The organism is Acidihalobacter yilgarnensis (assembly GCF_001753245.1).
Taxonomy (GTDB): Bacteria; Pseudomonadota; Gammaproteobacteria; order DSM-5130; family Acidihalobacteraceae; genus Acidihalobacter; species Acidihalobacter yilgarnensis.
Window position 1 is genome coordinate 17,609 of the sequence record NZ_CP017415.1, and the last position, 20,213, is coordinate 37,821.

General features: G+C 60.2%; 26 protein-coding genes. 16 read left to right on the plus strand and 10 right to left on the minus strand.

What is annotated here, in order from left to right; translation table 11 throughout:
- Window positions 1-6: 6 nt before the first annotated feature.
- Window positions 7-951 carry a hydroxymethylbilane synthase gene (gene hemC / locus BI364_RS00070; protein WP_070077024.1) on the minus strand — a complete coding sequence of 315 codons (945 nt, stop codon included), beginning with the start codon at window positions 949-951 and terminating at the stop codon, window positions 7-9.
- 114 nt (window positions 952-1,065) lie between these two features.
- Between hemC and BI364_RS00075 the strand changes: the two genes are divergently transcribed.
- Entirely contained in the window at window positions 1,066-1,551 is a 486-nt protein-coding gene (locus BI364_RS00075) for a thioredoxin family protein (protein WP_197495775.1), read from the plus strand.
- On the opposite strand, the gene BI364_RS00080 is transcribed toward BI364_RS00075, so the two are convergent.
- Window positions 1,502-2,239, minus strand: coding sequence for a LytR/AlgR family response regulator transcription factor (locus BI364_RS00080; protein ID WP_070077025.1), 738 nt, complete (start codon window positions 2,237-2,239; stop codon window positions 1,502-1,504). The genes BI364_RS00075 and BI364_RS00080 overlap by 50 nt on opposite strands.
- Window positions 2,217-3,281, minus strand: a complete 1,065-nt coding sequence (locus tag BI364_RS00085) for a sensor histidine kinase (protein ID WP_070079772.1) — start codon at window positions 3,279-3,281, stop codon at window positions 2,217-2,219. Before BI364_RS00085 ends, BI364_RS00080 begins: the two co-directional genes overlap by 23 nt.
- A gap of 89 nt (window positions 3,282-3,370) precedes the next feature.
- Here BI364_RS00085 and argH point away from each other — a divergent pair, with 89 nt between their 5' ends.
- A complete protein-coding gene (gene argH, locus BI364_RS00090; RefSeq protein WP_083251057.1) occupies window positions 3,371-4,768 on the plus strand; it encodes an argininosuccinate lyase in 1,398 nt (465 codons plus the stop codon).
- A gap of 137 nt (window positions 4,769-4,905) precedes the next feature.
- Here the strand turns inward: argH and BI364_RS00095 are convergent, their stop codons facing one another.
- Entirely contained in the window at window positions 4,906-5,919 is a 1,014-nt protein-coding gene (locus BI364_RS00095; RefSeq protein ID WP_070077026.1) for an integron integrase, read from the minus strand.
- A 113-nt stretch (window positions 5,920-6,032) separates the two neighbouring features.
- On the opposite strand from BI364_RS00095, the gene BI364_RS00100 reads away from it, so the two are divergent.
- The 6 genes from BI364_RS00100 (at window position 6,033) to BI364_RS00115 (ending at window position 9,887) form a co-directional block, all read left to right on the plus strand.
- Window positions 6,033-6,668 carry a hypothetical protein gene (locus BI364_RS00100; RefSeq protein WP_070077027.1) on the plus strand — a complete coding sequence of 212 codons (636 nt, stop codon included), beginning with the start codon at window positions 6,033-6,035 and terminating at the stop codon, window positions 6,666-6,668.
- 82 nt (window positions 6,669-6,750) lie between these two features.
- Entirely contained in the window at window positions 6,751-7,161 is a 411-nt protein-coding gene (locus tag BI364_RS00105) for a hypothetical protein (protein WP_156782568.1), read from the plus strand.
- A gap of 88 nt (window positions 7,162-7,249) precedes the next feature.
- Window positions 7,250-7,951: a hypothetical protein gene (locus BI364_RS17720; protein ID WP_156782569.1), complete on the plus strand. Its 702-nt coding sequence runs from the start codon at window positions 7,250-7,252 to the stop codon at window positions 7,949-7,951.
- Window positions 7,952-8,066: 115 nt separating this feature from the next.
- Complete coding sequence (locus BI364_RS17145; protein WP_197495776.1) at window positions 8,067-8,378, plus strand: DUF5343 domain-containing protein; 312 nt, start codon at window positions 8,067-8,069, stop codon at window positions 8,376-8,378.
- Between the two features lie 294 nt (window positions 8,379-8,672).
- A complete protein-coding gene (locus tag BI364_RS00110) occupies window positions 8,673-8,927 on the plus strand; it encodes a DUF4282 domain-containing protein (RefSeq protein ID WP_070077029.1) in 255 nt (84 codons plus the stop codon).
- 108 nt (window positions 8,928-9,035) lie between these two features.
- Window positions 9,036-9,887 carry an REP-associated tyrosine transposase gene (locus BI364_RS00115; protein ID WP_070077030.1) on the plus strand — a complete coding sequence of 284 codons (852 nt, stop codon included), beginning with the start codon at window positions 9,036-9,038 and terminating at the stop codon, window positions 9,885-9,887.
- Between the two features lie 59 nt (window positions 9,888-9,946).
- Here BI364_RS00115 and BI364_RS00120 read toward each other — a convergent pair whose 3' ends face one another.
- A complete protein-coding gene (locus tag BI364_RS00120; protein ID WP_070077031.1) occupies window positions 9,947-11,548 on the minus strand; it encodes a glucan biosynthesis protein in 1,602 nt (533 codons plus the stop codon).
- A 373-nt stretch (window positions 11,549-11,921) separates the two neighbouring features.
- Between BI364_RS00120 and BI364_RS17725 the strand changes: the two genes are divergently transcribed.
- Together BI364_RS17725 and BI364_RS00130 are read left to right on the plus strand one after the other, a co-directional pair.
- Window positions 11,922-12,185 (plus strand): hypothetical protein, encoded by a 264-nt coding sequence (locus BI364_RS17725; RefSeq protein WP_156782570.1) that lies wholly within the window; start codon window positions 11,922-11,924, stop codon window positions 12,183-12,185.
- Between the two features lie 46 nt (window positions 12,186-12,231).
- Window positions 12,232-12,996, plus strand: a complete 765-nt coding sequence (locus BI364_RS00130) for a DUF6969 family protein (protein WP_197495777.1) — start codon at window positions 12,232-12,234, stop codon at window positions 12,994-12,996.
- Window positions 12,997-13,110: 114 nt separating this feature from the next.
- On the opposite strand, the gene BI364_RS00135 is transcribed toward BI364_RS00130, so the two are convergent.
- Genes BI364_RS00135 through BI364_RS00150 form a run of 4 tightly spaced genes read right to left on the minus strand, consistent with a single transcriptional unit; the run spans window position 13,111 to window position 15,032 of the window.
- Complete coding sequence (locus BI364_RS00135; protein WP_070077033.1) at window positions 13,111-13,311, minus strand: DUF2905 domain-containing protein; 201 nt, start codon at window positions 13,309-13,311, stop codon at window positions 13,111-13,113.
- Entirely contained in the window at window positions 13,296-13,673 is a 378-nt protein-coding gene (locus BI364_RS00140; protein WP_070077034.1) for a hypothetical protein, read from the minus strand. Before BI364_RS00140 ends, BI364_RS00135 begins: the two co-directional genes overlap by 16 nt.
- 59 nt (window positions 13,674-13,732) lie before the next feature.
- Entirely contained in the window at window positions 13,733-14,386 is a 654-nt protein-coding gene (locus tag BI364_RS00145; RefSeq protein ID WP_070077035.1) for an alpha/beta hydrolase, read from the minus strand.
- On the minus strand, window positions 14,376-15,032 hold the full coding sequence (locus BI364_RS00150) for a hypothetical protein (RefSeq protein WP_070077036.1): 657 nt from the start codon (window positions 15,030-15,032) through the stop codon (window positions 14,376-14,378). Before BI364_RS00150 ends, BI364_RS00145 begins: the two co-directional genes overlap by 11 nt.
- 64 nt (window positions 15,033-15,096) lie before the next feature.
- Here BI364_RS00150 and lptM point away from each other — a divergent pair, with 64 nt between their 5' ends.
- The 3 genes from lptM to BI364_RS00160 are packed head-to-tail and all read left to right on the plus strand — an operon-like array spanning window position 15,097 to window position 17,172.
- A complete protein-coding gene (gene lptM / locus BI364_RS19025; protein ID WP_156782571.1) occupies window positions 15,097-15,237 on the plus strand; it encodes an LPS translocon maturation chaperone LptM in 141 nt (46 codons plus the stop codon).
- 2 nt (window positions 15,238-15,239) lie between these two features.
- Window positions 15,240-16,496: a diaminopimelate decarboxylase gene (lysA, locus tag BI364_RS00155; protein ID WP_070077037.1), complete on the plus strand. Its 1,257-nt coding sequence runs from the start codon at window positions 15,240-15,242 to the stop codon at window positions 16,494-16,496.
- 4 nt (window positions 16,497-16,500) lie between these two features.
- Entirely contained in the window at window positions 16,501-17,172 is a 672-nt protein-coding gene (locus BI364_RS00160; RefSeq protein WP_070079775.1) for a class I SAM-dependent methyltransferase, read from the plus strand.
- 60 nt (window positions 17,173-17,232) lie between these two features.
- On the opposite strand, the gene BI364_RS00165 is transcribed toward BI364_RS00160, so the two are convergent.
- On the minus strand, window positions 17,233-17,463 hold the full coding sequence (locus tag BI364_RS00165; protein ID WP_070077038.1) for a sulfurtransferase TusA family protein: 231 nt from the start codon (window positions 17,461-17,463) through the stop codon (window positions 17,233-17,235).
- Window positions 17,464-17,719: 256 nt separating this feature from the next.
- Here BI364_RS00165 and dapF point away from each other — a divergent pair, with 256 nt between their 5' ends.
- The 3 genes from dapF to BI364_RS00180 are packed head-to-tail and all read left to right on the plus strand — an operon-like array spanning window position 17,720 to window position 20,153.
- Window positions 17,720-18,556, plus strand: a complete 837-nt coding sequence (dapF, locus tag BI364_RS00170; protein WP_070077039.1) for a diaminopimelate epimerase — start codon at window positions 17,720-17,722, stop codon at window positions 18,554-18,556.
- Window positions 18,556-19,254: a DUF484 family protein gene (locus tag BI364_RS00175; RefSeq protein ID WP_070077040.1), complete on the plus strand. Its 699-nt coding sequence runs from the start codon at window positions 18,556-18,558 to the stop codon at window positions 19,252-19,254. The genes dapF and BI364_RS00175 overlap by 1 nt, the downstream gene beginning before the upstream one ends.
- Window positions 19,251-20,153 carry a tyrosine recombinase XerC gene (locus tag BI364_RS00180; protein ID WP_070077041.1) on the plus strand — a complete coding sequence of 301 codons (903 nt, stop codon included), beginning with the start codon at window positions 19,251-19,253 and terminating at the stop codon, window positions 20,151-20,153. Before BI364_RS00175 ends, BI364_RS00180 begins: the two co-directional genes overlap by 4 nt.
- Window positions 20,154-20,213 lie beyond the last annotated feature (60 nt).

Sequence of the window (20,213 nt, forward strand, 5' to 3'; positions counted from 1 at the left end):
GTGTGCCTAGTGAAAATTTTCGGCCGGGGCGATCCCGAGCGAAGCGAGGATATCGCCGGCACCCTGCGCGAGCAGCGCTTCACCGATGGCGGTACCTAGCGCCTCCGGCATGTTCGCGGGGCCATCGGCCTCGGCGCGGCAAATCCGACTGCCGTCGGGCATACCCACCAGGCCGCGCAGGTGGATGCGGTCGCCCTGGAGTTGAGCGAAGCCGGCGATCGGTACCTGACAACCGCCGTTGAGGCGGGCATTCAGGGCGCGTTCGGCACTGACGCAGCAGCGCGTTTCGGCATGATCCAGTGGCGCAATCAGAGATTGCACGCGGGCATCGTCCAGCCGCGTTTCGATACCCAGGGCGCCTTGGCCGATGGCGGGCAGCGATTCGTCGGCATTCAGCACGGATCGAATCCGTGCCCCCAAGCCCAGGCGTCGGAGGCCGGAGGCGGCGAGGATGATGGCGTCGAACTCATCAGCGTCGAGCTTGGCGAGGCGGGTATTCACGTTGCCGCGCAGCGGACTTACCGAAAAGCGCGGAAACCGAGCCTGGATCTGGGCTTGGCGCCGCAGACTCGCGCTGCCGATATGGGCGTCCGGTGGCATGTCTGCGGGGCTGTCGTAGCGGTTGGATACAAAGGCGTCGAAGGGACTGTCGCGTTCCAGAATAACCGACAGCCCGAGTCCTGGTGGGAAGCTGACGGGCACATCCTTCATGGAATGTACGGCGATATCGGCTTCATTCTCAAGCAGAGCTTGCTCCAGCTCCTTGACGAACAGCCCCTTGCCCCCAATCTTAGATAGAGGACTGTCGAGCATTTGGTCGCCGCGCGTGCTGAGGCGGACGAGGGTGATATCGAGTCCGGGATGCAGGATTTGCAGGCGTCTGCTGACCTCCTCGGCTTGCCACACGGCGAGGGGGCTTTTGCGGGTGGCTATCCTGAGGCTATTCGACATAAATTTTGATTTTGATTGCGTGGAACAGGGCTATGAGTATATAGGATTAGTCTGTGGCGTTGTGTGGCCATGGGTATGGGGGGCGAGATGGGATCAAGGGCGAGATTTTGGAGCTTGGCGGCGGGTTTGCTGGCATTTCTATCGGCTGGTGTCTATGCGGGTGGTCAGCTGCCGGAGGCGAGGGACTTGGCTGCCGTGGCAGCGGATGCGGGCACGCGCCCGATCTTGATTGAGGTCGCGCAGCGCGACTGTCCGTATTGCGCAGTCGTGCGCGAGGACTTCCTCGAACCGATGATTCTAAGCGGCGATTATCGCGATCGCGTGGTCATGCTGCAGCTGCACCGGGATTCCGGGCAGTCGCTGAAGGGTTTCGACGGCGCACAGATCGAGCCCGAGGATTTCGCTGCGCGGTATCACATCACCGTCACGCCGACCGTACTGCTGCTCGGGCCGGACGGGCGGTTGTTAACGCCACCGTTGGTGGGCCTGAGCACGCCGGATTTCTACGGGGCCTTTCTGGACGAAGCGATTGATCAGGCCGGCGCCGCGCTTAAAGACGCTGCACGGACTCCCGCACCTCGGCGGCATGCCGACGGCTAACCTCCAGCCGATCATCGATACCCTTGAAGTAGACGGTCAGCCGGCCGCGACCGTCCCGCTCGAGCCCGGCGATGTGTGCACACGCCACCAGGGCGTTGCGATGGACGCGCAGGAATCGGCGCGCGAACTCCTCCTCAAGCGCCTTGAGCGATTCTTCGATCAGCATTTCGCCACCTGGATGCCGCACGGTGACGTATTTGTGATCGGCCTGCAGGTAGTAGACCGCTTCGATAGGCACCAGCTCCAGGCGCCCACGTGAGCGGGCACACAGGTGACTGCGTCCCGCATTGATCTCCTCCGCGCCTTGCTGAGCGTTGGCGAGTTGCGGGCGCGTCAGGCGCTGCGCTCTGGCGAGGGCTTCCTGCAGGCGTTCCCGACGGACTGGCTTGAGCAGATAGTCGGAGGCTTGGGCCTCGAATGCAGACAGGGCGTGCTGGTCGTAGGCGGTGGTGAAAATCACCGCGGGGGCGTCGTGTAATTCGGCAAGGCGTCGGGCGGCGGCCATACCGTCGATACCAGGCATGCGGATGTCCATCAGGACGATATCCGGGTGGCATCGGGCGGCGGTCTGCAGGGCCTCTTCGCCATTCGAGGCCTCGCCGCAGAGGGTGTAGTCCCCGCAATCCGGCAGCAGGGCCTTCAGGCGCTCGCGCGCCAGGGGCTCGTCATCCACGATCATCACGCGCATCGGTTGCATCCATCGGCAGGCTGAGTTGTACCGAGAAACGCTCGGCGTCCTGTACGACCACGAGTCTGGCATCCCCCTGGTAGGCTAGCGCGAGTCGTTCCTTGAGATTGTTAACGGCGATGCCGTTACCGCTATGCGGCACGGCGGTTTGGCCGGGCAGCGGGTTTTCAACCCGTATAATCAGCTTCGACGACGCGCATCGGGCGCTGATGCTGATCGTGCCACCCGCCGGTCTTGGTTGAATGCCGTGATAGACGGCGTTCTCGACCAGCGGCTGCAGGCTCAACGCGGGCATCCTGGTGTTCGCCAGCCCAGGCTCGATATGCCATTCGATGTTCAGTCGGTCGCCCAGGCGCAAGGCCTCCAGGGCGAGATAGTGCTTGCTCAGCTCCAACTCCTCTTCCAGGCTGGACCAGTCCCGCTCTACCAGCACCGAGCGAAAAACCGAGGCGAGGTCCAGCACGGCGGATTCGGCGACCAGGGGGCGACTGCGAATCAGCGCCGCGATGCTGTTCATGCTGTTGAACAGGAAATGCGGGCGTATCCGTGCCTGCAATGCCGCCAGACGCGCACCGGTGCGTGCCTCGATACTGCGTTTCCAATCGTGTTGCACATACATGTAGCGTAGACCGACTGCGGTCACAATGGCGCTAATCAGCGTATTGCGCAGCAGAAATTGTAGATCGAATGACAAATCGACCTGGTCAGGATGCACGACCCAGTCGAGAAACAATGCCGTGAGCGTCGAAAGGCTCAGCGTGACCAGGATTACAATGGCATAGGCGATCATGGCCGCGACGGCGGGCGGGCGCCGGTTCAGCCAAGGACCCAAGCGACAAAGCAATGCGATAGAACCCAGGGCGATCCACTGGATGAACAGCGAGGTCAGGGCAAGCGCTCGCCAGAAGCTGATGCTGGTGCCGCTGTGCGCGAGCGTCAGGATCACCGCGAGTAGCTCGGCCATGAGGATCACGAGCAGCAGGGTACCGTCCCGGCAAAAATCCGGGAGGAACTGAGTGGATGGGTTCCCCTCTTCTCGCATGCGGTATCGCTTATAGGATTTTCCCTGGATGGTCAGCGAGTTCGCCGGCAAACGCAAGTTGCGTATACTCGCGGCCTTACAGGAGGTGGATGATGAGCGATCAGCGTGTCGACAAGCTTTGGGGTGGACGTTTCAGCGAATCCACGGACGCCTTCGTCGAAGCGTTTACCGCCTCGGTGAACTTCGACCGCCGGCTGTACCGGCACGATATCGAGGGCTCCAAGGCCCACGCACGCATGCTCGCCCACGTCGGCGTGCTCAGCGACCGCGAGTGCGACGATATCGTCGAAGGTCTGGACGCGATTCTCGACGAGATCGAGCGCGGCGGATTCGAATGGTCCGTGAGCCTCGAAGACGTACACATGAACATCGAGGCGCGCCTCACCGCGCGCATCGGCGCCGCCGGCAAGAAGCTCCACACTGGCCGCTCGCGCAACGATCAGGTCGCCACCGACATCCGCCTGTGGCTGCGTGACGAAATCGACGGCATCCTCGTCGTGATCGCGCGCGCGCGCAGCGCCCTGCTCGATCTGGCCGAGCGCGAGGCCGCGACCATCATGCCCGGCTTCACCCACCTGCAGGTGGCCATGCCCATCACCTTCGGCCACCACCTGCTCGCCTGGTATGAAATGCTCAGCCGCGACAGCGCGCGCCTGCGCGACGCCCGTCGCCGGATCAACGTCATGCCGCTCGGCGCCGCCGCGCTCGCAGGCACCACCTACCCCATCGACCGTCATTACACCGCGCAGCTACTCGGCTTCGAAGGCGTCGCGGCCAACTCGCTCGACGCCGTGTCCGACCGCGACTTCGCCATCGAAACCTGCGCCGCCGCCGCGCTGATCATGACCCACCTCTCGCGCATGTCCGAGGAAATGATTCTGTGGGCCTCCGCGCAATTCGGCTTCGTCGAGTTGCCCGACCGATTCTGCACCGGCTCTTCCATCATGCCGCAGAAGAAAAATCCCGACGTACCCGAGCTGCTGCGCGGCAAGACCGGGCGCGTCAACGGCGACCTCATCAGCCTGCTCACCCTGATGAAGGGCCAGCCGCTCGCCTACAACAAGGACAACCAGGAAGACAAGGAACCCCTGTTCGACGCCGTCGACACCGTGCGCGACAGCCTGCGCGTGTTCGCCGACATGGTGCCGGCCATCGAGCCCCGGCGCGAACGCATGCGCGCCGCCGCCATGCAGGGCTACGCCACCGCCACCGACCTCGCCGACTATCTGGTGCGCAAGGGTGTGCCCTTCCGTGACGCCCACGAAGTCGTCGGCAAGGCCGTGCGCTACGGCATCGAGCGCCACCTCGACTTGAGCGAACTGCCGTTGGACGAACTGCAGGGCTTCAGCGACCAGATCGGCCCGGATGTCTTCGACGTGCTCACTCTAGAAGGCTCCGTCGCCGCCCGTGGCCACTACGGCGGCACCGCGCCCGACGCGGTGCGGGCGCGGATCAGGGAAGCAAGGGCGGCGCTGGAGAACGAATAATCGCGTTGCAGGCATTCACGCCGATTCGGGTTTCACGGTGCCTGTAACGATTGTCGCAAAAATCGGCAAAGCGCTCACGCCAACCGCTTCATGGCATGCGACGACAGCGATTGCCGGCGCAATGCGCGCGCCTGGCCTCACACATCCAAAGGGCTGACCACGCCGCGTCCGCCCTTGTTCAGCACATGCGTGTAGCGCATCGTCGTTTCGACATGTCGATGCCCCAGCAATTCCTGCACCGTGCGAATATCGTAGCCGGATTGCAGCAAATGGGTCGCGAACGAATGGCGCAGCGTGTGCGGCGTGGCCTGCTTGACGATGCCCGCATCGCGCACCGCCTGCTTCATCGCGCGCTGTATGCCCTTCTCGTCCAGATGATGCCGACGTTCGATACCGGAACGCGGGTCGATGGAGCGTTTCACCGAAGGAAATACGTACTGCCAACCCCACTCACGTCCTGCGCCGGGATATTTCCGCGCCAGGGCGAACGGCAAATAAACCTCGCCAAAGCCCTGGGCAAGATCGTTCTCGTGCAGCGTCTTGACCTGGGCAAGATGCGCCCTCAATTCATCGGCCAGACGGGTCGGCAGCATCGTTACCCGGTCCTTGTTGCCTTTGCCTTCCCGGACCACGATTTCGCCACGCTCGAAATCCACATCCTTGACGCGCAAACGAATGCCTTCCATCAAGCGCATCCCCGTGCCGTATAACAGACGCGCGAGCAGCGAATGAATGCCTATCAAGCGCCCCAGCACCGCCTCGACCTCGCGTTTGGTCAACACGACCGGTAGCCGCTCGCCGCGTTTCGCGCTCGTCACGCCATCCAGCCAGGGCAGTTTGATGCCCAATACTTCGCGGTAAAGAAACAACAGCGCGCTTTTCGCCTGATTCTGCGTGGATGCGGAAACCCGCCCCTCGACGGCGAGGTGACTCAGGAACGCTTCAATTTCGGCTGCGCCCAATTCCCGAGGGTGGCGTTTGCCATGAAACAGAATGTAACGCCGGGCCCAGTCGACATAAACAGCCTCTGTACGGATGCTGTAATGCAGCGTCCGCAAGCGCTCGCGTACCTGGTCCAGCAGTTTCGGCTTTGAATTTGCATCCGAGGTGTGTTTGCGGGTGTTTATAGGGTGCGGTTGCTGACTTGACATGGTTGATAAGCCTTGGTAAACCGAACATAAAGTCAGTTTAGACACCTACTAGGTGTGATTCAACGCACCCTTTTAGGGTGTCTACTTTTAGTTAGGGCTCACAAGGAATCGCTATGTCTTGGGCACAAAATAGCGCCGCCAATCTTCTGCCACTCAGCATCGAGCAATCTCGACTGGCCGTTGCACTCAAAGAATGGCTCTACACCGGCGACATGTACGACCTTGAGGAACCAGTCGAAACATGTGAACTGTGTGAGCACCCTGACATTAGATATCAATTCAAAATCATCAACCGGCACAATGGAAATGAAATGCTGGTTGGCTCCGAGTGCATCAATAAGTTTGGAATCTCTGCAACTGATGAACTCGGCAACGTCTTAGATCGAGAGGGTTCTAGACGCAGGGTTAATCGTGATCGTCGCTTCCTTGTTAATGAAGCTAGGAAACGTCGCATGATTAATACTCTTGTGGCGTTATCTGCAGTTGAAGAAGAATTCGACATCAATTCATTTATCTCATACGTCCTAGATCGAGACGCTTTCACTCCAAATCAGCTGGCATTGTTGTTCTGGCGTTTTGATCAGCGTGAAATTGAATACTCGCCTCGCGATTTCAAAATTGTCATCCGAAGAGATAGGGAAAAGAATCAGTTGCGGCAAATGGAAGACTGGAAAATTCAAAAACTGTGGGCATCCATGTCCACAAGCCAACGCACATGGGTGAGAAGGAATACCAACTATGAGCCCTAACAAGCGCTTCGAGCGGGACGCTCCGCCAGCAAGCTTCGCTTGCTATCTCCGCGCCCCTCAAGCTAAACGTTAGAGTTTATTGATGTCTTTGGCACTTGCGATCATTGCACTGCTGGTTTCTATCGCCAGTCTTGGATTCGGTATTTATCAGTACCGTATACTTGATCGTGTGCGTCGCGGCGAAAAGTCCAACAATCTATTACGCATAGCGTACGAATTGCAAAAGCGTTCCGAGGAGCTGAGGCATAAAATAGGATGCACTGACGACGCACCTGAGTGCGAACAGCTTCACACAGGGGTAAACGAAGCAGCGGATGCAATATTTGCAATGGTGGCGTCCAGCAAAGGACTGTCTTGGACAGAGCTAAATGATATGGAGACGCGCTTTCTATCTCTTGAGCAAGAAGTAGGTCTCCTTTATAAACAAGTTACAGAGCTTAGCAGGTTCAACGAGGAAGTGCGCGAATATGAAAAGTCGCAGCGCAGGGAGTAAGACTCTAACCATTCAGTCAACCGGTCGCCAAAGTCGCTTCTCGGTTTCGTCACTAGTTACTTAAAGCGTTAGAGTTCAAGAAAATTATATGGATGAGAAAAAAACAGCAAACATAACTATAGAATGTCTTGCATCACAGGCTACTATCAGCAAAGTAGAATTACGTCAGAAAAGTGCTTTTGCATTACAGCATTTAATGGCAGCAGCTCGATTTTCTAGGCTATGTGGAGAAGTGCAAGAAAGGAATAAAAATAAACAGCTGGGGCCATTCTATGATGAACAAATAGCATATGTGTCAGCAACTATAATGCTTTGCGTGGCTTCGATTGAGTCAAATATAAATGAATATCTCTCAGAACCAACAATATTATTTCCAGAACTAAACTCAAACGCGCAAAATGAATTATGTTCTTTAATTGGCTCCTTATCAATAATTGATAAATATCAAAAAGTTCTATCAAGTAAAGGTATAGAAATATTCGGCCGAGGAAAACAACCACTTCAAGATATTGAAGTTATTATATCATTGAGAAATGAGCTGGTACATTTTCATCCAGAATGGCATGACGAACAAGAACGTCATGAAAAATTGGGTAATAAACTAAGAGGAAAATTTGAATTAAGCCCATTTATAACTGAACATAGTGGAGTTTTGTTTCCGCAGAGAATTATAAGTCATGGATGCACGAAATGGGCTGTTCAAAAAACTATAGAATTTTTAGATGAGTTTTGTTTTAAGCTTGGTATGGACAGCAAGCTTGATAACCTAAGAGGTTATTTACATGCATAAAAACTCTAACAAGTGGGTCAAAACCGCTCCCTGCGGTCGCTCGGACCGTGGGGACGCTGCGCACCCCACGTCCGTTTACCCAAGTCGTTAGAAGAATTAAATAAGGAGAAATTAAATGGCAGAGAACTTACCTTACAGCACCTCTGTAGGAACATTAGAGAAAATGTTAGATAAGATAAAATCTGCATCTACTCCTGAAAGATTTACACAGGACTTCGTGAGCACAAAACTTGCCATGAAGGGCGGAACAGCTAGGGCACAGATACCATTGCTCAAAAAAATGAAGTTGGTTGCTGAGGATGGCTCACCGACAGATCTCTATCGAGAATATAGAAATCCAAATAAATCTAGGGCTGCCCTAGAAGCGGAAATAGGGGTCAGGTCTCGCATTGTAACATCCGGCATCATCCGCTATGGTGCCTTCTAGGGCGCATCCTCTACGTATGCAGTTTCCCGGAGCCCTCTACCACGTCACCTCGCGCGCAGAAATAGGGGTCAGGTCTCGTATTGTAACATCTGGCATCATCCGCTATGGTGCCCTCTATGGCACGTCCCTTACGCATGGAGTTTCCCAGAACCCTCTACCACGTCACCTCGCGGGTTGATTGGCGCGAGCCGATTGTCGAAGACGACGAAAGTGTACCAGTCAGCCATGGGCACAAATAGAATGTACTGCCCGTGATGGATATCTGCCGCAGATACAGACAACAAGGAGCTTGATATGAAGGATATTTTCTTTTTTGACAAAATGCTGATACCAAGAATTATCACGGGGATTTACTGGATAACGCTCTTAGCGGTTTTGATAGGTGGGTTGGGCTCAATGTTTGAGGGGTACGGTGGCTTTACCGCTGGCAAATTCTTTGAAGGGCTTTTTTACATCGTTGCTGGTGCGATTGCGGCCAGAATTTGGTGCGAATTGCTGATCGTCCTGTTCAAGATGAACGAGGCACTTCAGGAAATCCGGCACAAATAACGATCTAAAAATATTTTTGGAAAGGGGTTTGCAATCGCGACCTCCTGTAAAACAACGGGGTCAGGTCTCGTATTGTAACATCCCTCATCATCCGCTATGGTGTCCTCTATGGCACGTCCCCTACGCATTGAGTTTTCCGGAGCGCTCTACCACGTTACCTCGCGGGGTGATCGGCGTGAGCCGATTGTCGAAGACGACGAAGACCGGTTGACGTTTTTGAGGGTGTTGGCCGAGGTTGTGGGGCAATTCAATTGGATTTGCCATGCCTATTGCTTGATGACCAACCATTATCACTTGGTCATCGAGACGCCGGATGGGAATCTTTCCAAAGGCATGCGGCAACTCAATGGCGTATACACGCAGGCGACGAACCGTCGCCACCATAAAAGCGGGCATTTGTTCCAGGGTCGCTTCAAAGGCATTCTGGTCGACAAGGATCATTACCTGCTGGAACTCGCCCGTTACGTCGTGCTCAATCCGGTTCGTGCCGGGATGGTCAAACATCCGAACGATTACCCCTGGAGTAGCTATCCGGCAATGATGGGCGAAGCAACGCCTCCCGGTTGGCTGGCCACGCAGGGGTTGCTGGCGCTATTTGCCAGCCGCCGCTCAGTCGCCCGGCGGCGCTACGCGCAGTTTGTGGCCGAAGGCATCGGGCAGGAAAGTTTGTGGACAGCGCTGCGCCAGCAAATCTATCTGGGTGACGAGACGTTCGTGCGGCGGGTGCAGAAAAAGGCCGCAAAACAGAACGATCGACTCGCTATCCCGCGCGCGCAACGTAGAGCGCCGCCGAAATCGCTGGCGACCATCGAAGCCCGGCATGCGGAGCGGAACGAAGCCATGATCGAGGCCTATGCTACGGGCGCCTACAGTTACCGCGAGATTGCGGAACATTTCGGGCTGCATCTGGCCACGGTAGGGCGCATCGTCAGATCGGCGATGCTACAAGGCGTGACCTGAGCACGCCCGTGGCGTGTGATGCGTCACCCGCATGATACGCGGGCCATTTTCACGGAGCATCATCTCGTGAAGCCGTAATTCTCCGGCCAATATTGATACAGCCACGTCTCGCTCAGTGTTTTGTCGCCGAGCTTCAGGTAGCAGCGCAGCTCTACCGGCTCGCTGCCTTCCGAATGCAGGTCGAACTGCGCACGCCACCGATTCGTTCCGAGGATTTTGAGCACGAATTGATGGCTCAGGTGGCCGCGCGAGGCGGTTATCACGGGGACGATGTCGAATCGTTGCGGCATGCCGGCGAGTGGGCCGCCTGTGAATTCGATGACGAATTTGCGGCCGTGGGGATCACGCGGGGTGTGCTGGCCGGGGATGCCGGGTTGGCCCAGGCGTGTGGCGGCGACGCGGGCGACGTCGGGGATGAAGGGTTCGTGTGCGGCCCAGTAGAGGCGGTAGTCGAGCTTCCAGGTATCGCCGACGCTGGCTGCGCGTGCGGGTTGCCAGAAGGCGACGATGTTGTCGCTGGTTTCGTCGTCGGTGGGGATTTCCACCAGCACGACGGCGCCTGCCCCCCAGGCCCCTTTGGGCTCGACCCAGACGCTGGGCCGGCGGTCGTAATAGGCGCTGTCGTCCAGGTAGTGGCGGAAGTCGCGGTCGCGCTGAAGCAGCCCGAAGCCCTTGGGGTTGTGGTCCTGGTAGCTGTTGGTCTGCACGTGCGGGGGATTGTTGAGTGGCACCCAGATGCGCTCGCCCTGCCCCGTCCACAGAGCGAGGCCGTCGCTGTCGTGAATTTCGGGGTGCCAGTCGGGAGCGGTGCGCCGGTTGGTTTCGCTGTACCAGTACATGCTGGTCAGCGGCGCGATGCCGAGCTGGGCGATGTCACTGCGCTGGAACAGCTCGGCCTCGATGTCGGTGGTGAATGCCTCTCGGCTCCGGCGCCAGGTCATGCGGTAGGCGCCGGTCAGGCTGGGGCCGTCGAGCAGCGCGTAGACCACGATGTCGTCGCTGCCGGGCGGCTCCTCTAGCCAGAAGGCGGTGAAGTTGGGGAACTCCTCCTGCCGGCCCGGCACAGTGGTGTCGATGGCGATGCCGCGCGCGGACAGGCCGTATTGATCCTCCGGCCCGGCGCTGCGGAAGTAGCTTGCGCCCATGTAAGCGAGCCAATCGCCGGGCTCCTTGCCGGTATTCATGACGCGAAAGCCGGCGAAGCCGAGGTCGCCCGGTGCTGCGGTGCGCAGACCGCTCTTGCCGTAATCGAAGAGATCGGGGCTATAGATGACGCGCCGCGCCTTGCCGTCGACGAGCGCATGGATCGCCACCGGTTTGCGGGCATAGCGTCCGAGATGGAAGAACTCGATCGGATATGGCCGACGACCGGTACGCCACAACGCATCGGCGCTGCGGTAACGGATCTGCTGATAGGTGTCGTAGTTGATGCGGTCGAGCAACGCGGGATGGCGTGTCGGTGTGGACTGATAGGGGTGTTTCGCCAGTGCGCGGGCCTGATGGCGGAGGCGGTCGAAGTCGAAGGGCTGCGCGGGTCCGAAGCGAAGGGTTTCCTCGCTCAACGGCATGGCGTTGACGATGCCCGATCTGGATGTGGCGGCGATCAGGCCTAGTGCCTGCATGGCCTGCAATAGCCGACGACGCGTCAGATCGATACCCATATTTGGTTGCTATCCCCGGTTGCCCGCAACGCGTAGCGGGATGCGAGCAAGGCAAAGCGCGTTGCGCGACGGTAGCACGCAACCGTTCCGTGATGGACCTGTCGCTCGGTGGCGACGGCACGGGCTCTGGCATGAGCGTTTTGCGGGGTTGCCATCGGGGTGTCTTGCACGGCGAATGCTGCGTAGACGCATTCAGGTTCATGGCTGCGGGCGATTTAAAGAGAACTATTGGATGGCTTGCCGAGTCACACGGATACAAAGGTTTTATGCCGGGTATGCCATGCGGCCCGGATTACGATGGCATATACGCATGTCGCCATGCGTGTTGATGGCGTCGATGCATGGCCGTCGATTCTAAGGAGGGAGTGAGATCATGAAGAAAAATCCGAAGGCCCGTAAGGTTGTCATCGCGCTCGCCAGTGGCGGGTTGATCGGTCTTGCGGCGGGGGCGTTGCCTGCCCAAGCGGCTACGCCGTGCAAGCCTTGTGCGCCCCATGCCATGAAAAAGGCCAATCCCGGTGCGATGAAAAATCCCTGCGCCGCAAAACACATGGATAAGAAAAAACCGGATGCGATGAAGCACCCTTGCGCGGCCAAGAGCATGAACGGCAAGGGTTCGTCCTCTTCGGGCATGTAGGGCGCACTGCCGGCATGGCCTGTTGTCGTACCGCGGCGTGCGTGTGATGCGGCCCGAGTCACCGCCTGATGGGCTTGCGCCCACGGATGTACTGCCATCGCTTCCCGAGCCGATCCCGCCCTCGGCCCTTGGTTTCGATGCGCGTGCGCGCGAGGTCCTGCTGGCGGCAGGGAATGAGATACGCGAGTGCTATCGAGTGCTCGAACGGGGTGGGCTGAATGTCGTCGGCGAGGTGCTTCGCGAGCAGGGGGATTTTGTCGAGCTGGAGCATTATCCGCGTGATGATGTCGAGGACATCGGGCACTACTCGCAGTATTACTATCACGCGCATCGCGGTGTCGGCGAGGCGCACGGACACTTCCATACCTTTATCCGCACGGGCCTTCTGGCAAGCCCACCGCTCCCGGAGGCGACCTTTCAGGTCTCCGAGCCGTGGCCTCGCGAGCAAGCGGCTATTGCCCATCTGATTGCCATTGCGATGGACGACTGGGGCTATCCCATCGGGCTTTTCACTACCAACCGCTGGGTAACCGGGGAAACTTGGTATGCGGCGGAAACGGTTGCCGGGTTGCTACCGGGTTTCGTGATCGATCACGCCAACCCCTCTTGGCCGACCAACCGCTGGATTACCGCGATGCTGCGTCTCTTTCACCCGCAGATTGAGGCCCTGCTGGCGCATCGCGACGCGTGCATTGGGTTGTGGCAGCGGGCCTTGCCGGAGTGCGACGTTCTGGAGGATCGCCGGCTCGAAGTCATCGGCTATCTGCCGATCAGCGTGGAGGCCTGGATGGCTCAGCTGCAGGGGTCATGATGCATCGACGCATGCGTGTGGCGCGATGCGCAAACATGTGGCGGAATATGTTTTGACGACGTACCTGCTGACTCGTCGAAGTGGCGTCCAATGGCCCGCGCATTCGCGCGTTGGCTATTTCCGAAACCACCAGATCAGCAGCGAAATCACGAGGCTGATCACAATCGAAGTGGTCAGCGGGAAGTAGAAGGCGAAGCCTTCGCGGCTGAAGAGGAAGTCACCGGGTAGCCGCCCGAGCCCAAGCCGGGGGAGGATTGGCCAGACGAGTCCCAGCGCAACCAGCGCCCACCCGATAACGATCAGCGTCCGCGCCATGTCCGCTGGGGTCTGGGTTGGCCGATCAGCACGGCCTCGGGCACGCAGAGTTTGACCGCCGTGGGCAATTCCAGGCAGATCCCAGGCACGGGGCGTACGCTGACCCAGAGGGTGTTGATCTTGAGGTTGAGGTCGGCGAAGAGCACGACGCTGCGGTAGCGCATGAGTACGCCGTCGATCTCGCGCAGGGTGCGCTGGATGATGTGTGGCGGTTGTTGCCGCAGGCGCGGGATGAGCATCATGAAGTCGCTGACCGGCCGGCCATCGGGCATGCGCGTGGGGACACGCCGCCATAGCGGCTCCGCGGGTTCGAGTCCAATGCTCGATGCGAGCGGACCCGAAGAGGGTGTGTCACGGTCCATGGGCTGAGCATAGTCCCATGCAGGGGCGCGTGTCAGCCATGACGCGGTTGTCGCCGGGTCTAGGCCGTCAGCATGGTGTGCAGGCTTTTGGAAATGTCCAAGATTTCCGCCGCGCAAATGGTGTGTTCCATGGCGTATTCCCGCCACTCTAGGGCGATGCCCTGCGCACGCAGTCGTTCGGCGGAGGTGCGGCCGATGTCTATCGGGATGACCGGGTCGGCTCGGCCGTGGGCCATGAATACCGGGGTGGCGGGTCTCGCTGCCACGGTGGCCGTCCACAGATACGTCGACAGTGCGACGATGCCGTCCACGGGCGTGTCGCCTGCCAGGCCGGCGGCAAGGGCGATGAGCCCGCCCTGGGAAAATCCTCCGAGGATGAGGCGTCCATCGGCTGGAAGCGCGCGCCGTTCGCGTTTCAGCAGGGCTTCGACCTGATCTACCGAGGTACGAATGTCGGCGTCGTTCTCGCCTTGGCCGAATGTCATCTTGTCGAAGCGATACCAGGCGCGCAGCGGAATGTCGCCCAAGAGGTCGATGCGGCGGAAAGGGGCGTGCGGAAAGACCTGTCTAACACCCTCCATCGAGGGTAGTTCGAGTGCGTCGGCAAAGGGACGCAGATCGTGCCCGTCGGCACCGAGCCCATGCAACCAGACGAGTGTATGTCGATGCTCGGTTGCGCCGGTTTCGACGTATTCCAGGGTTTCAGGTGGCATGGAGGTTCCTATGGGTGATGGGTTCCGGTGGTTGCAGGGTGTTGGCGGCTTCGGCATTGAGCGGTCGAATGGTGAGCTCTCGACGCCCTATCAGCAGACGATAGCGGGCGCCCGCGCTCATCGGCAGACACGCGTGCAGCGGTGCTTCTGCCCGTACCCAGGATAGTCCAGGAACCCGCCCGGCTATTTGCCAGATCGGGATGCGCGCACGGCTTGGCGGGCGTATCTCGGTATCGATGTCGCTGCGGATGCCCGATAGACGATACATCGGTTTAAGGCCAATTCGAGCGGCAGAGGGTCGCCAATCGATCTCATGTATCGTCAAACACAGGCGTGAACCGTTGAGATCATGCCACCAATCTGCGCGCCCCGGCCGTGCGACTCGGATGCGATAGCGACTCGGCCCACTCAGGTGCATGTCGATACGAACGACGGCGCTATCGGAGGGTGTCAGCGGTAGATAGTCGACCAAGCCGAGCGCGCTGAGCACGGCGCTTGCGCAAAGGCCGCCGGTGAGTACGGCAAGACATAATCCGCCGGCCAGGAATAGTGGCCGATTACGAAATCGGCTAGCAAGGACGAGGCCGGTCAGCGTGAGCAGCCCGGCGAGCAGGATGATGATCCCGAGGTTGAGTGCGGCGGTCATGGTCGTGGGTCTGTGCTGTTATACTCGTGCCCGTTTCGGCGTCACCACATTCAAGGCCGTCCCCATGTTGCTTCTCTGGTTGCGGCGGCTAGTGCCGCTTACCTGTGCGATCCTGTTGGCCGTGGCCGTATCCGGTTGCGGACAGAAGGGTCCATTATATCTACCTTCAAATCCGGGCACGTCGAGCCCATCCGCCGGGAGCTGAGTATGGACCACTTCGTCTATCGCGAGGATGCGCTGTGCGCGGAGGCGGCGTCTCTGGAGGACATCGCAGCGCGCTTCGGCACGCCTTGCTACGTCTACTCAAGGGCGACTTTGGAGCGTCACTGGCGCGCCTTCGACGATGCGCTTGGCGAACATCCGCACCTGATTTGTTATGCAGTGAAGGCGAATGCCAACCTCGCGGTACTTAATCTGCTGGCTCGGCTGGGTTCGGGCTTCGATATCGTTTCCGTGGGCGAGCTGGAGCGTGTAATGCGGGCGGGGGGCGATCCTGCGCGCGTGGTTTTTTCGGGTATTGGCAAGCAGGCGCACGAGATGCGCCGTGCACTGGAGGTCGGTATCCGCTGCTTCAACGTGGAATCCGAGCCTGAACTGGAACGGCTCAACGCGGTGGCCGGTGAGATGGGCCTGCGTGCGCCGGTTTCGCTGCGCGTCAATCCGGATGTGGACCCTGGCACACACCCCTATATCGCCACCGGACTCAAGGAAAGCAAGTTCGGTATCGATATCGGGGACGCCAGAGCCGTTTACCGACGTGCTGCCGCGCTGCCTCACCTCGACGTGGTTGGCGTGGACTGTCACATCGGTTCTCAGTTGACGCGTCTGGCGCCTTTTCAAGATGCGCTGGACCGCGTGTTGGCGCTGGTCGATGCGCTGCAGGAAGAGGGCCTTTCCATCCATCATTTGGATCTTGGCGGTGGGCTTGGCATTCGCTACCGCGATGAGACGCCGCCGTCACCGGCCGAATATGCCGCCGCGCTCAAGGCGCGTCTCAGCGGGCGGTCTTTGGAAATCCTACTGGAGCCCGGGCGGGCCATCGTCGGCAATGCCGGCGTATTGCTGACGCGCGTCGAATACGTCAAGTCGACCGCGCACAAACACTTTGCCATCGTTGATGCGGCCATGAACGACCTGCTCCGACCCGCGCTTTACCAGGGTTGGCACGAGATCGTGCCGGTGCGTGCCGGTGGTAGCGGTGAAGCACGGCTGTACGACGTGGTCGGCCCGGTCTGTGAGACCGGCGACTTTCTCGGCAAGGAACGGACATTGAGCATCGTGCCGGGCGATCTGCTGGCAGTGCGCAGCGCCGGTGCCTACGGTTTCTCGATGAGCTCCAATTACAATGCCCGCCCACGTCCGCCGGAGGTAATGGTCGATGGCGAGCAGGTGTACGAGGTGCGTGCGCGCGAGTCGATCGAACATTTGATGGCGGGTGAGACTTGCTTGCCCGGTGGAATCTGAACCGATGGAGCGCATACCCGAACCCGAGCTAATGCTGGACGAGGCCCAGGCGCGGGCTTACGCAGAGGCCGATTTCGAGGCGCCGCATGCGCGCGTGGTCGAGCTGTTCCGTGAGTCGTTCCCGGACTGGTCGGGGCGCGGCGCGGTACTGGACCTGGGCTGCGGGCCGGGCGACATCAGCCTGCGTTTCGCCGTTGCCTATCCGTACTGCCAGGTGGATGGCGTGGATGGCTCGGAGGCGATGATGGCGGCCGGTCGTGGGCGTATCCAGGCCTCGGGCCTGGATACGCGGGTTCGGCTGCACAAGGCCCTGCTGCCGACGGATGCGGCGCCGCGTCCGCTCTACGATGCGGTGATATCCAACAGCTTGCTGCATCACTTGCACGAACCGCAGGTGCTGTGGTCGGCGGTCAATCGCTACGCGGCGGACGGTGCGCCGGTGTTCATCATCGACCTGCTCAGGCCGGATAGCCTCACCGAGGCGCGGATGCTGTGCGATCGTTATGCGGATGGCGAACCAGAGGTGTTGCGGCAGGATTTCTTCCATTCACTCTGCGCGGCCTTCACGCTGGAAGAGCTGCATGCGCAGTTGCGGTCGGCAGGATTGGACTATCTGGAAGCGAGTGCGGTGAGTGATCGGCACTGCATGATTCGGGGACGCCTGCGCCGGAGTTGACCGGATTTGGCGTGCGGAGGCGGACGTGCTGCCCGCCTCCGCAACTACGGCCTGTGGGGCTTAGGCCTTGCGCAGAATGAAGGTGAACTCGCCACCCGCCTCGCTGTGCTCGACCAGCTCGTTACCGGTCTGCTTGCAGAACGCTTCGAAATCCTTGACCGCACCTGGATCGGTGGCGATCACTTTCAGGGTTTCGCCGGAACTCAGCTCGTTGATGGCCTTCTTGGTGCGCAAAATCGGCAGCGGGCAGTTCAGGCCGCGGGCATCCAGTTCCTTGTTAGCAGTCGTCATCTAAATCACTCCTTACTTCGAGGTTGTGGCGGTCAGGCGCCGTCCGGCGCCCAAACTCTCTGTCGAACTCAGCATAGCCGTCACGACGGCGAGTGGGGCGGGTGATACTATGGCCTAACCGAGCTGCCGACCCGATCCCATACCCGTGCGGGCTGGTGCTCCGAGCGCGCGAAGTGGCCGCAGGGGAACCGCGGCAGTATGGCTGACCTTTATTAGCGTTTCAAGAATTAGGTCGGCGGACAAGAGGGTGGGCGGCATGGAATACAAGGGTTTGCGATTTGCCAAGATGCACGGCCTCGGTAACGACTTCGTCGTGATCGACGCCATTAACCAGCGCTTCGAACCCACGCCGGAAAACGTGCGTAGGCTGGCCGATCGGCACCGGGGCATCGGTTGCGATCAACTCCTGCTGGTCGAGCCGGCTGAGGGCGAGGAAGCGGATTTTCGTTACCGGATATTCAATGCCGATGGCGGCGAGGTAGGCCAGTGCGGCAATGGTGCGCGCTGTTTTGCCCGCTTCGTGGTCGATCATGGTCTGGCCGCCGGGCCGGAGATTCGGGTCGAGACCCTGGGCGGTCCGATGCGCCTGCGGCTCGAACCCGATGGTCAGGTGTGCGTCGATATGGGCGTGCCGAGGTTCGATCCCGCGGACGTTCCGTTCGACGCACCCGAGCGTGCGCGACGCTATCCGCTGGAGGTTGGAGGCGAGCACCATGAAATCGCTGCGGTATCGATGGGCAACCCGCATGCGATTTTGCGCGTTGATGACCTCGACGCCGCGCCGGTCGCGAGGCTCGGACCGCTGATCGAGGCGCATCCGCGCTTCCCGCAACGGGTCAACGTTGGTTTCATGCAGATCATCACCCCCCGGCATATCCGCCTGCGCGTCTTCGAGCGGGGCGTGGGCGAAACCCAGGCCTGCGGCAGCGGTGCCTGCGCCGCGGTCGCAGTCGGACGCGACAACGGCTGGCTTGAGGAATGCGTGGCGGTTGACCTGACCGGCGGTGGGCTTATGATTAGGTGGGAGGGCGAGGGTAAATCTCTGAGAATGACCGGCCCCGCCTCCACCGTTTACGAAGGGCGTGTGGCCTAATGACCCGACAGACGACCAGCGAGCCGTATCAGGAACCCCTGACGGAAGTGGATGTGGCGGCGTATCTGCGCGCGCATCCCGATTTTTTCGTGCGCAACCTTTCACTGCTGGAGATTTTGCGCGTACCCCATCCGACTCATGGGGCGGTGTCGCTGGTCGAGCGGCAGACCTCCGTGTTGCGCGAGCGTAACCGGCAGCTTGAACACAAGCTCAAGGAGCTGATCCAGCTTGCCCGCGAGAACGAGCAGCTCGGCGCCAACCTGCATCGGCTCGGGCTGGGCCTGTTGCAGGCAGACAGCCTGGACAGCGTGTTGGCGTTGACCCGCGAGCAGCTCTGCGACGAATTCAAGGCGGACGAGGTCATGGTGCGCCTGATCGGTCCGGATGCATCGGGGGCGCCCTACTTTTGCACGCCCGATGATCCGGGTCTGGCGCACTTTGCCGGATTGTTCGAACACCGCCGCCCGGTTTGTGGTCGGGCGGACCCACAGCAACTCGACTGGTTGTTTGGGGCCGAGGTGGCGGAGGGCTTGGGCTCGGCCGTGTTGATCCCGCTATTCGATACCGAGCCCTTGGGCGTGTTGGCTCTCGGCAGCCGGGATGCCGTTCGTTTTCATCCGAGCATGGGCACCCTGTTTCTGGGGTATCTGGGCGAGTTGGTTGGCGCCGCCGTGAGCAATCGGCTCGGACGCACATGACTGACCCCGCGGTCGAGGCCTATCTCGACTCGTTATCCGGGCAGCGCCATTACTCGCCGCAAAGCGTTGCGGCCTATCGTCGCGATCTCGCCTTGTATCTGGCGTTTCTCAGTGCGCGATCGCGCACGGTGATCGAGGCGGCCAGCCACGACGTGCGCGATTTCATTGCCGGCGAGCATCGCCGGGGGCGTAGCGCCCCCACGTTGCGTCGACGGTTGTCTGCGATCCGCGGGCTATACCACTTCCTGATCGGCGAGGGACAAGTCCACCAGCATCCCGCGCTGGAGCTGCGTGCGCCCAAGGGCGAGCGGCGCCTGCCGGAGGTGCTTGCGCCCGAGCAGCTCGACCGCCTGCTTGCGGGTTCCGGCGAGGATGCGCTGGCGCGGCGCGACCGTGCACTGTTCGAGCTGATGTATTCCTCCGGGCTGCGTCTGGCCGAGACGGTCGCCTTGGACCTCGTCGATCTGGATCTTGCCGCGGGCATGGTGCGGGTCACCGGCAAGGGTCGCAAGACACGGGATGTGCCGGTCGGACGTCGGGCACGCGATGCGCTGGGTCTGTGGTTGCGCGCTCGCGTAACCCTGGTGTCGCCGGGCGTGACGGCGGTATTCGTTGGTCGCGGCGGAGGCCGCTTGGGCGCGCGTTCCGTGCAGTTGCGGCTGGGGCGGCTGGCACGTGTGAACGGCCTGGAGATCCCGATCCATCCACACCTGCTGCGCCATGCCTTCGCGAGCCACATGCTGGAATCCTCGGGCGACCTGCGCGCGGTTCAGGAATTGCTCGGCCACGCGAATATCGCCACCACCCAAATCTATACCCATCTCGATTTCCAGCATTTGGCGTCGGTCTACGATCAGGCGCACCCGCGCGCGCGGCGTCGCGGCAAGGCATCGGAGTAGCTCGGCCAGAGGCCACGTGGCCATGGGTAACGGTGTTAGAATGCCCGGCCTGTGCTGGTG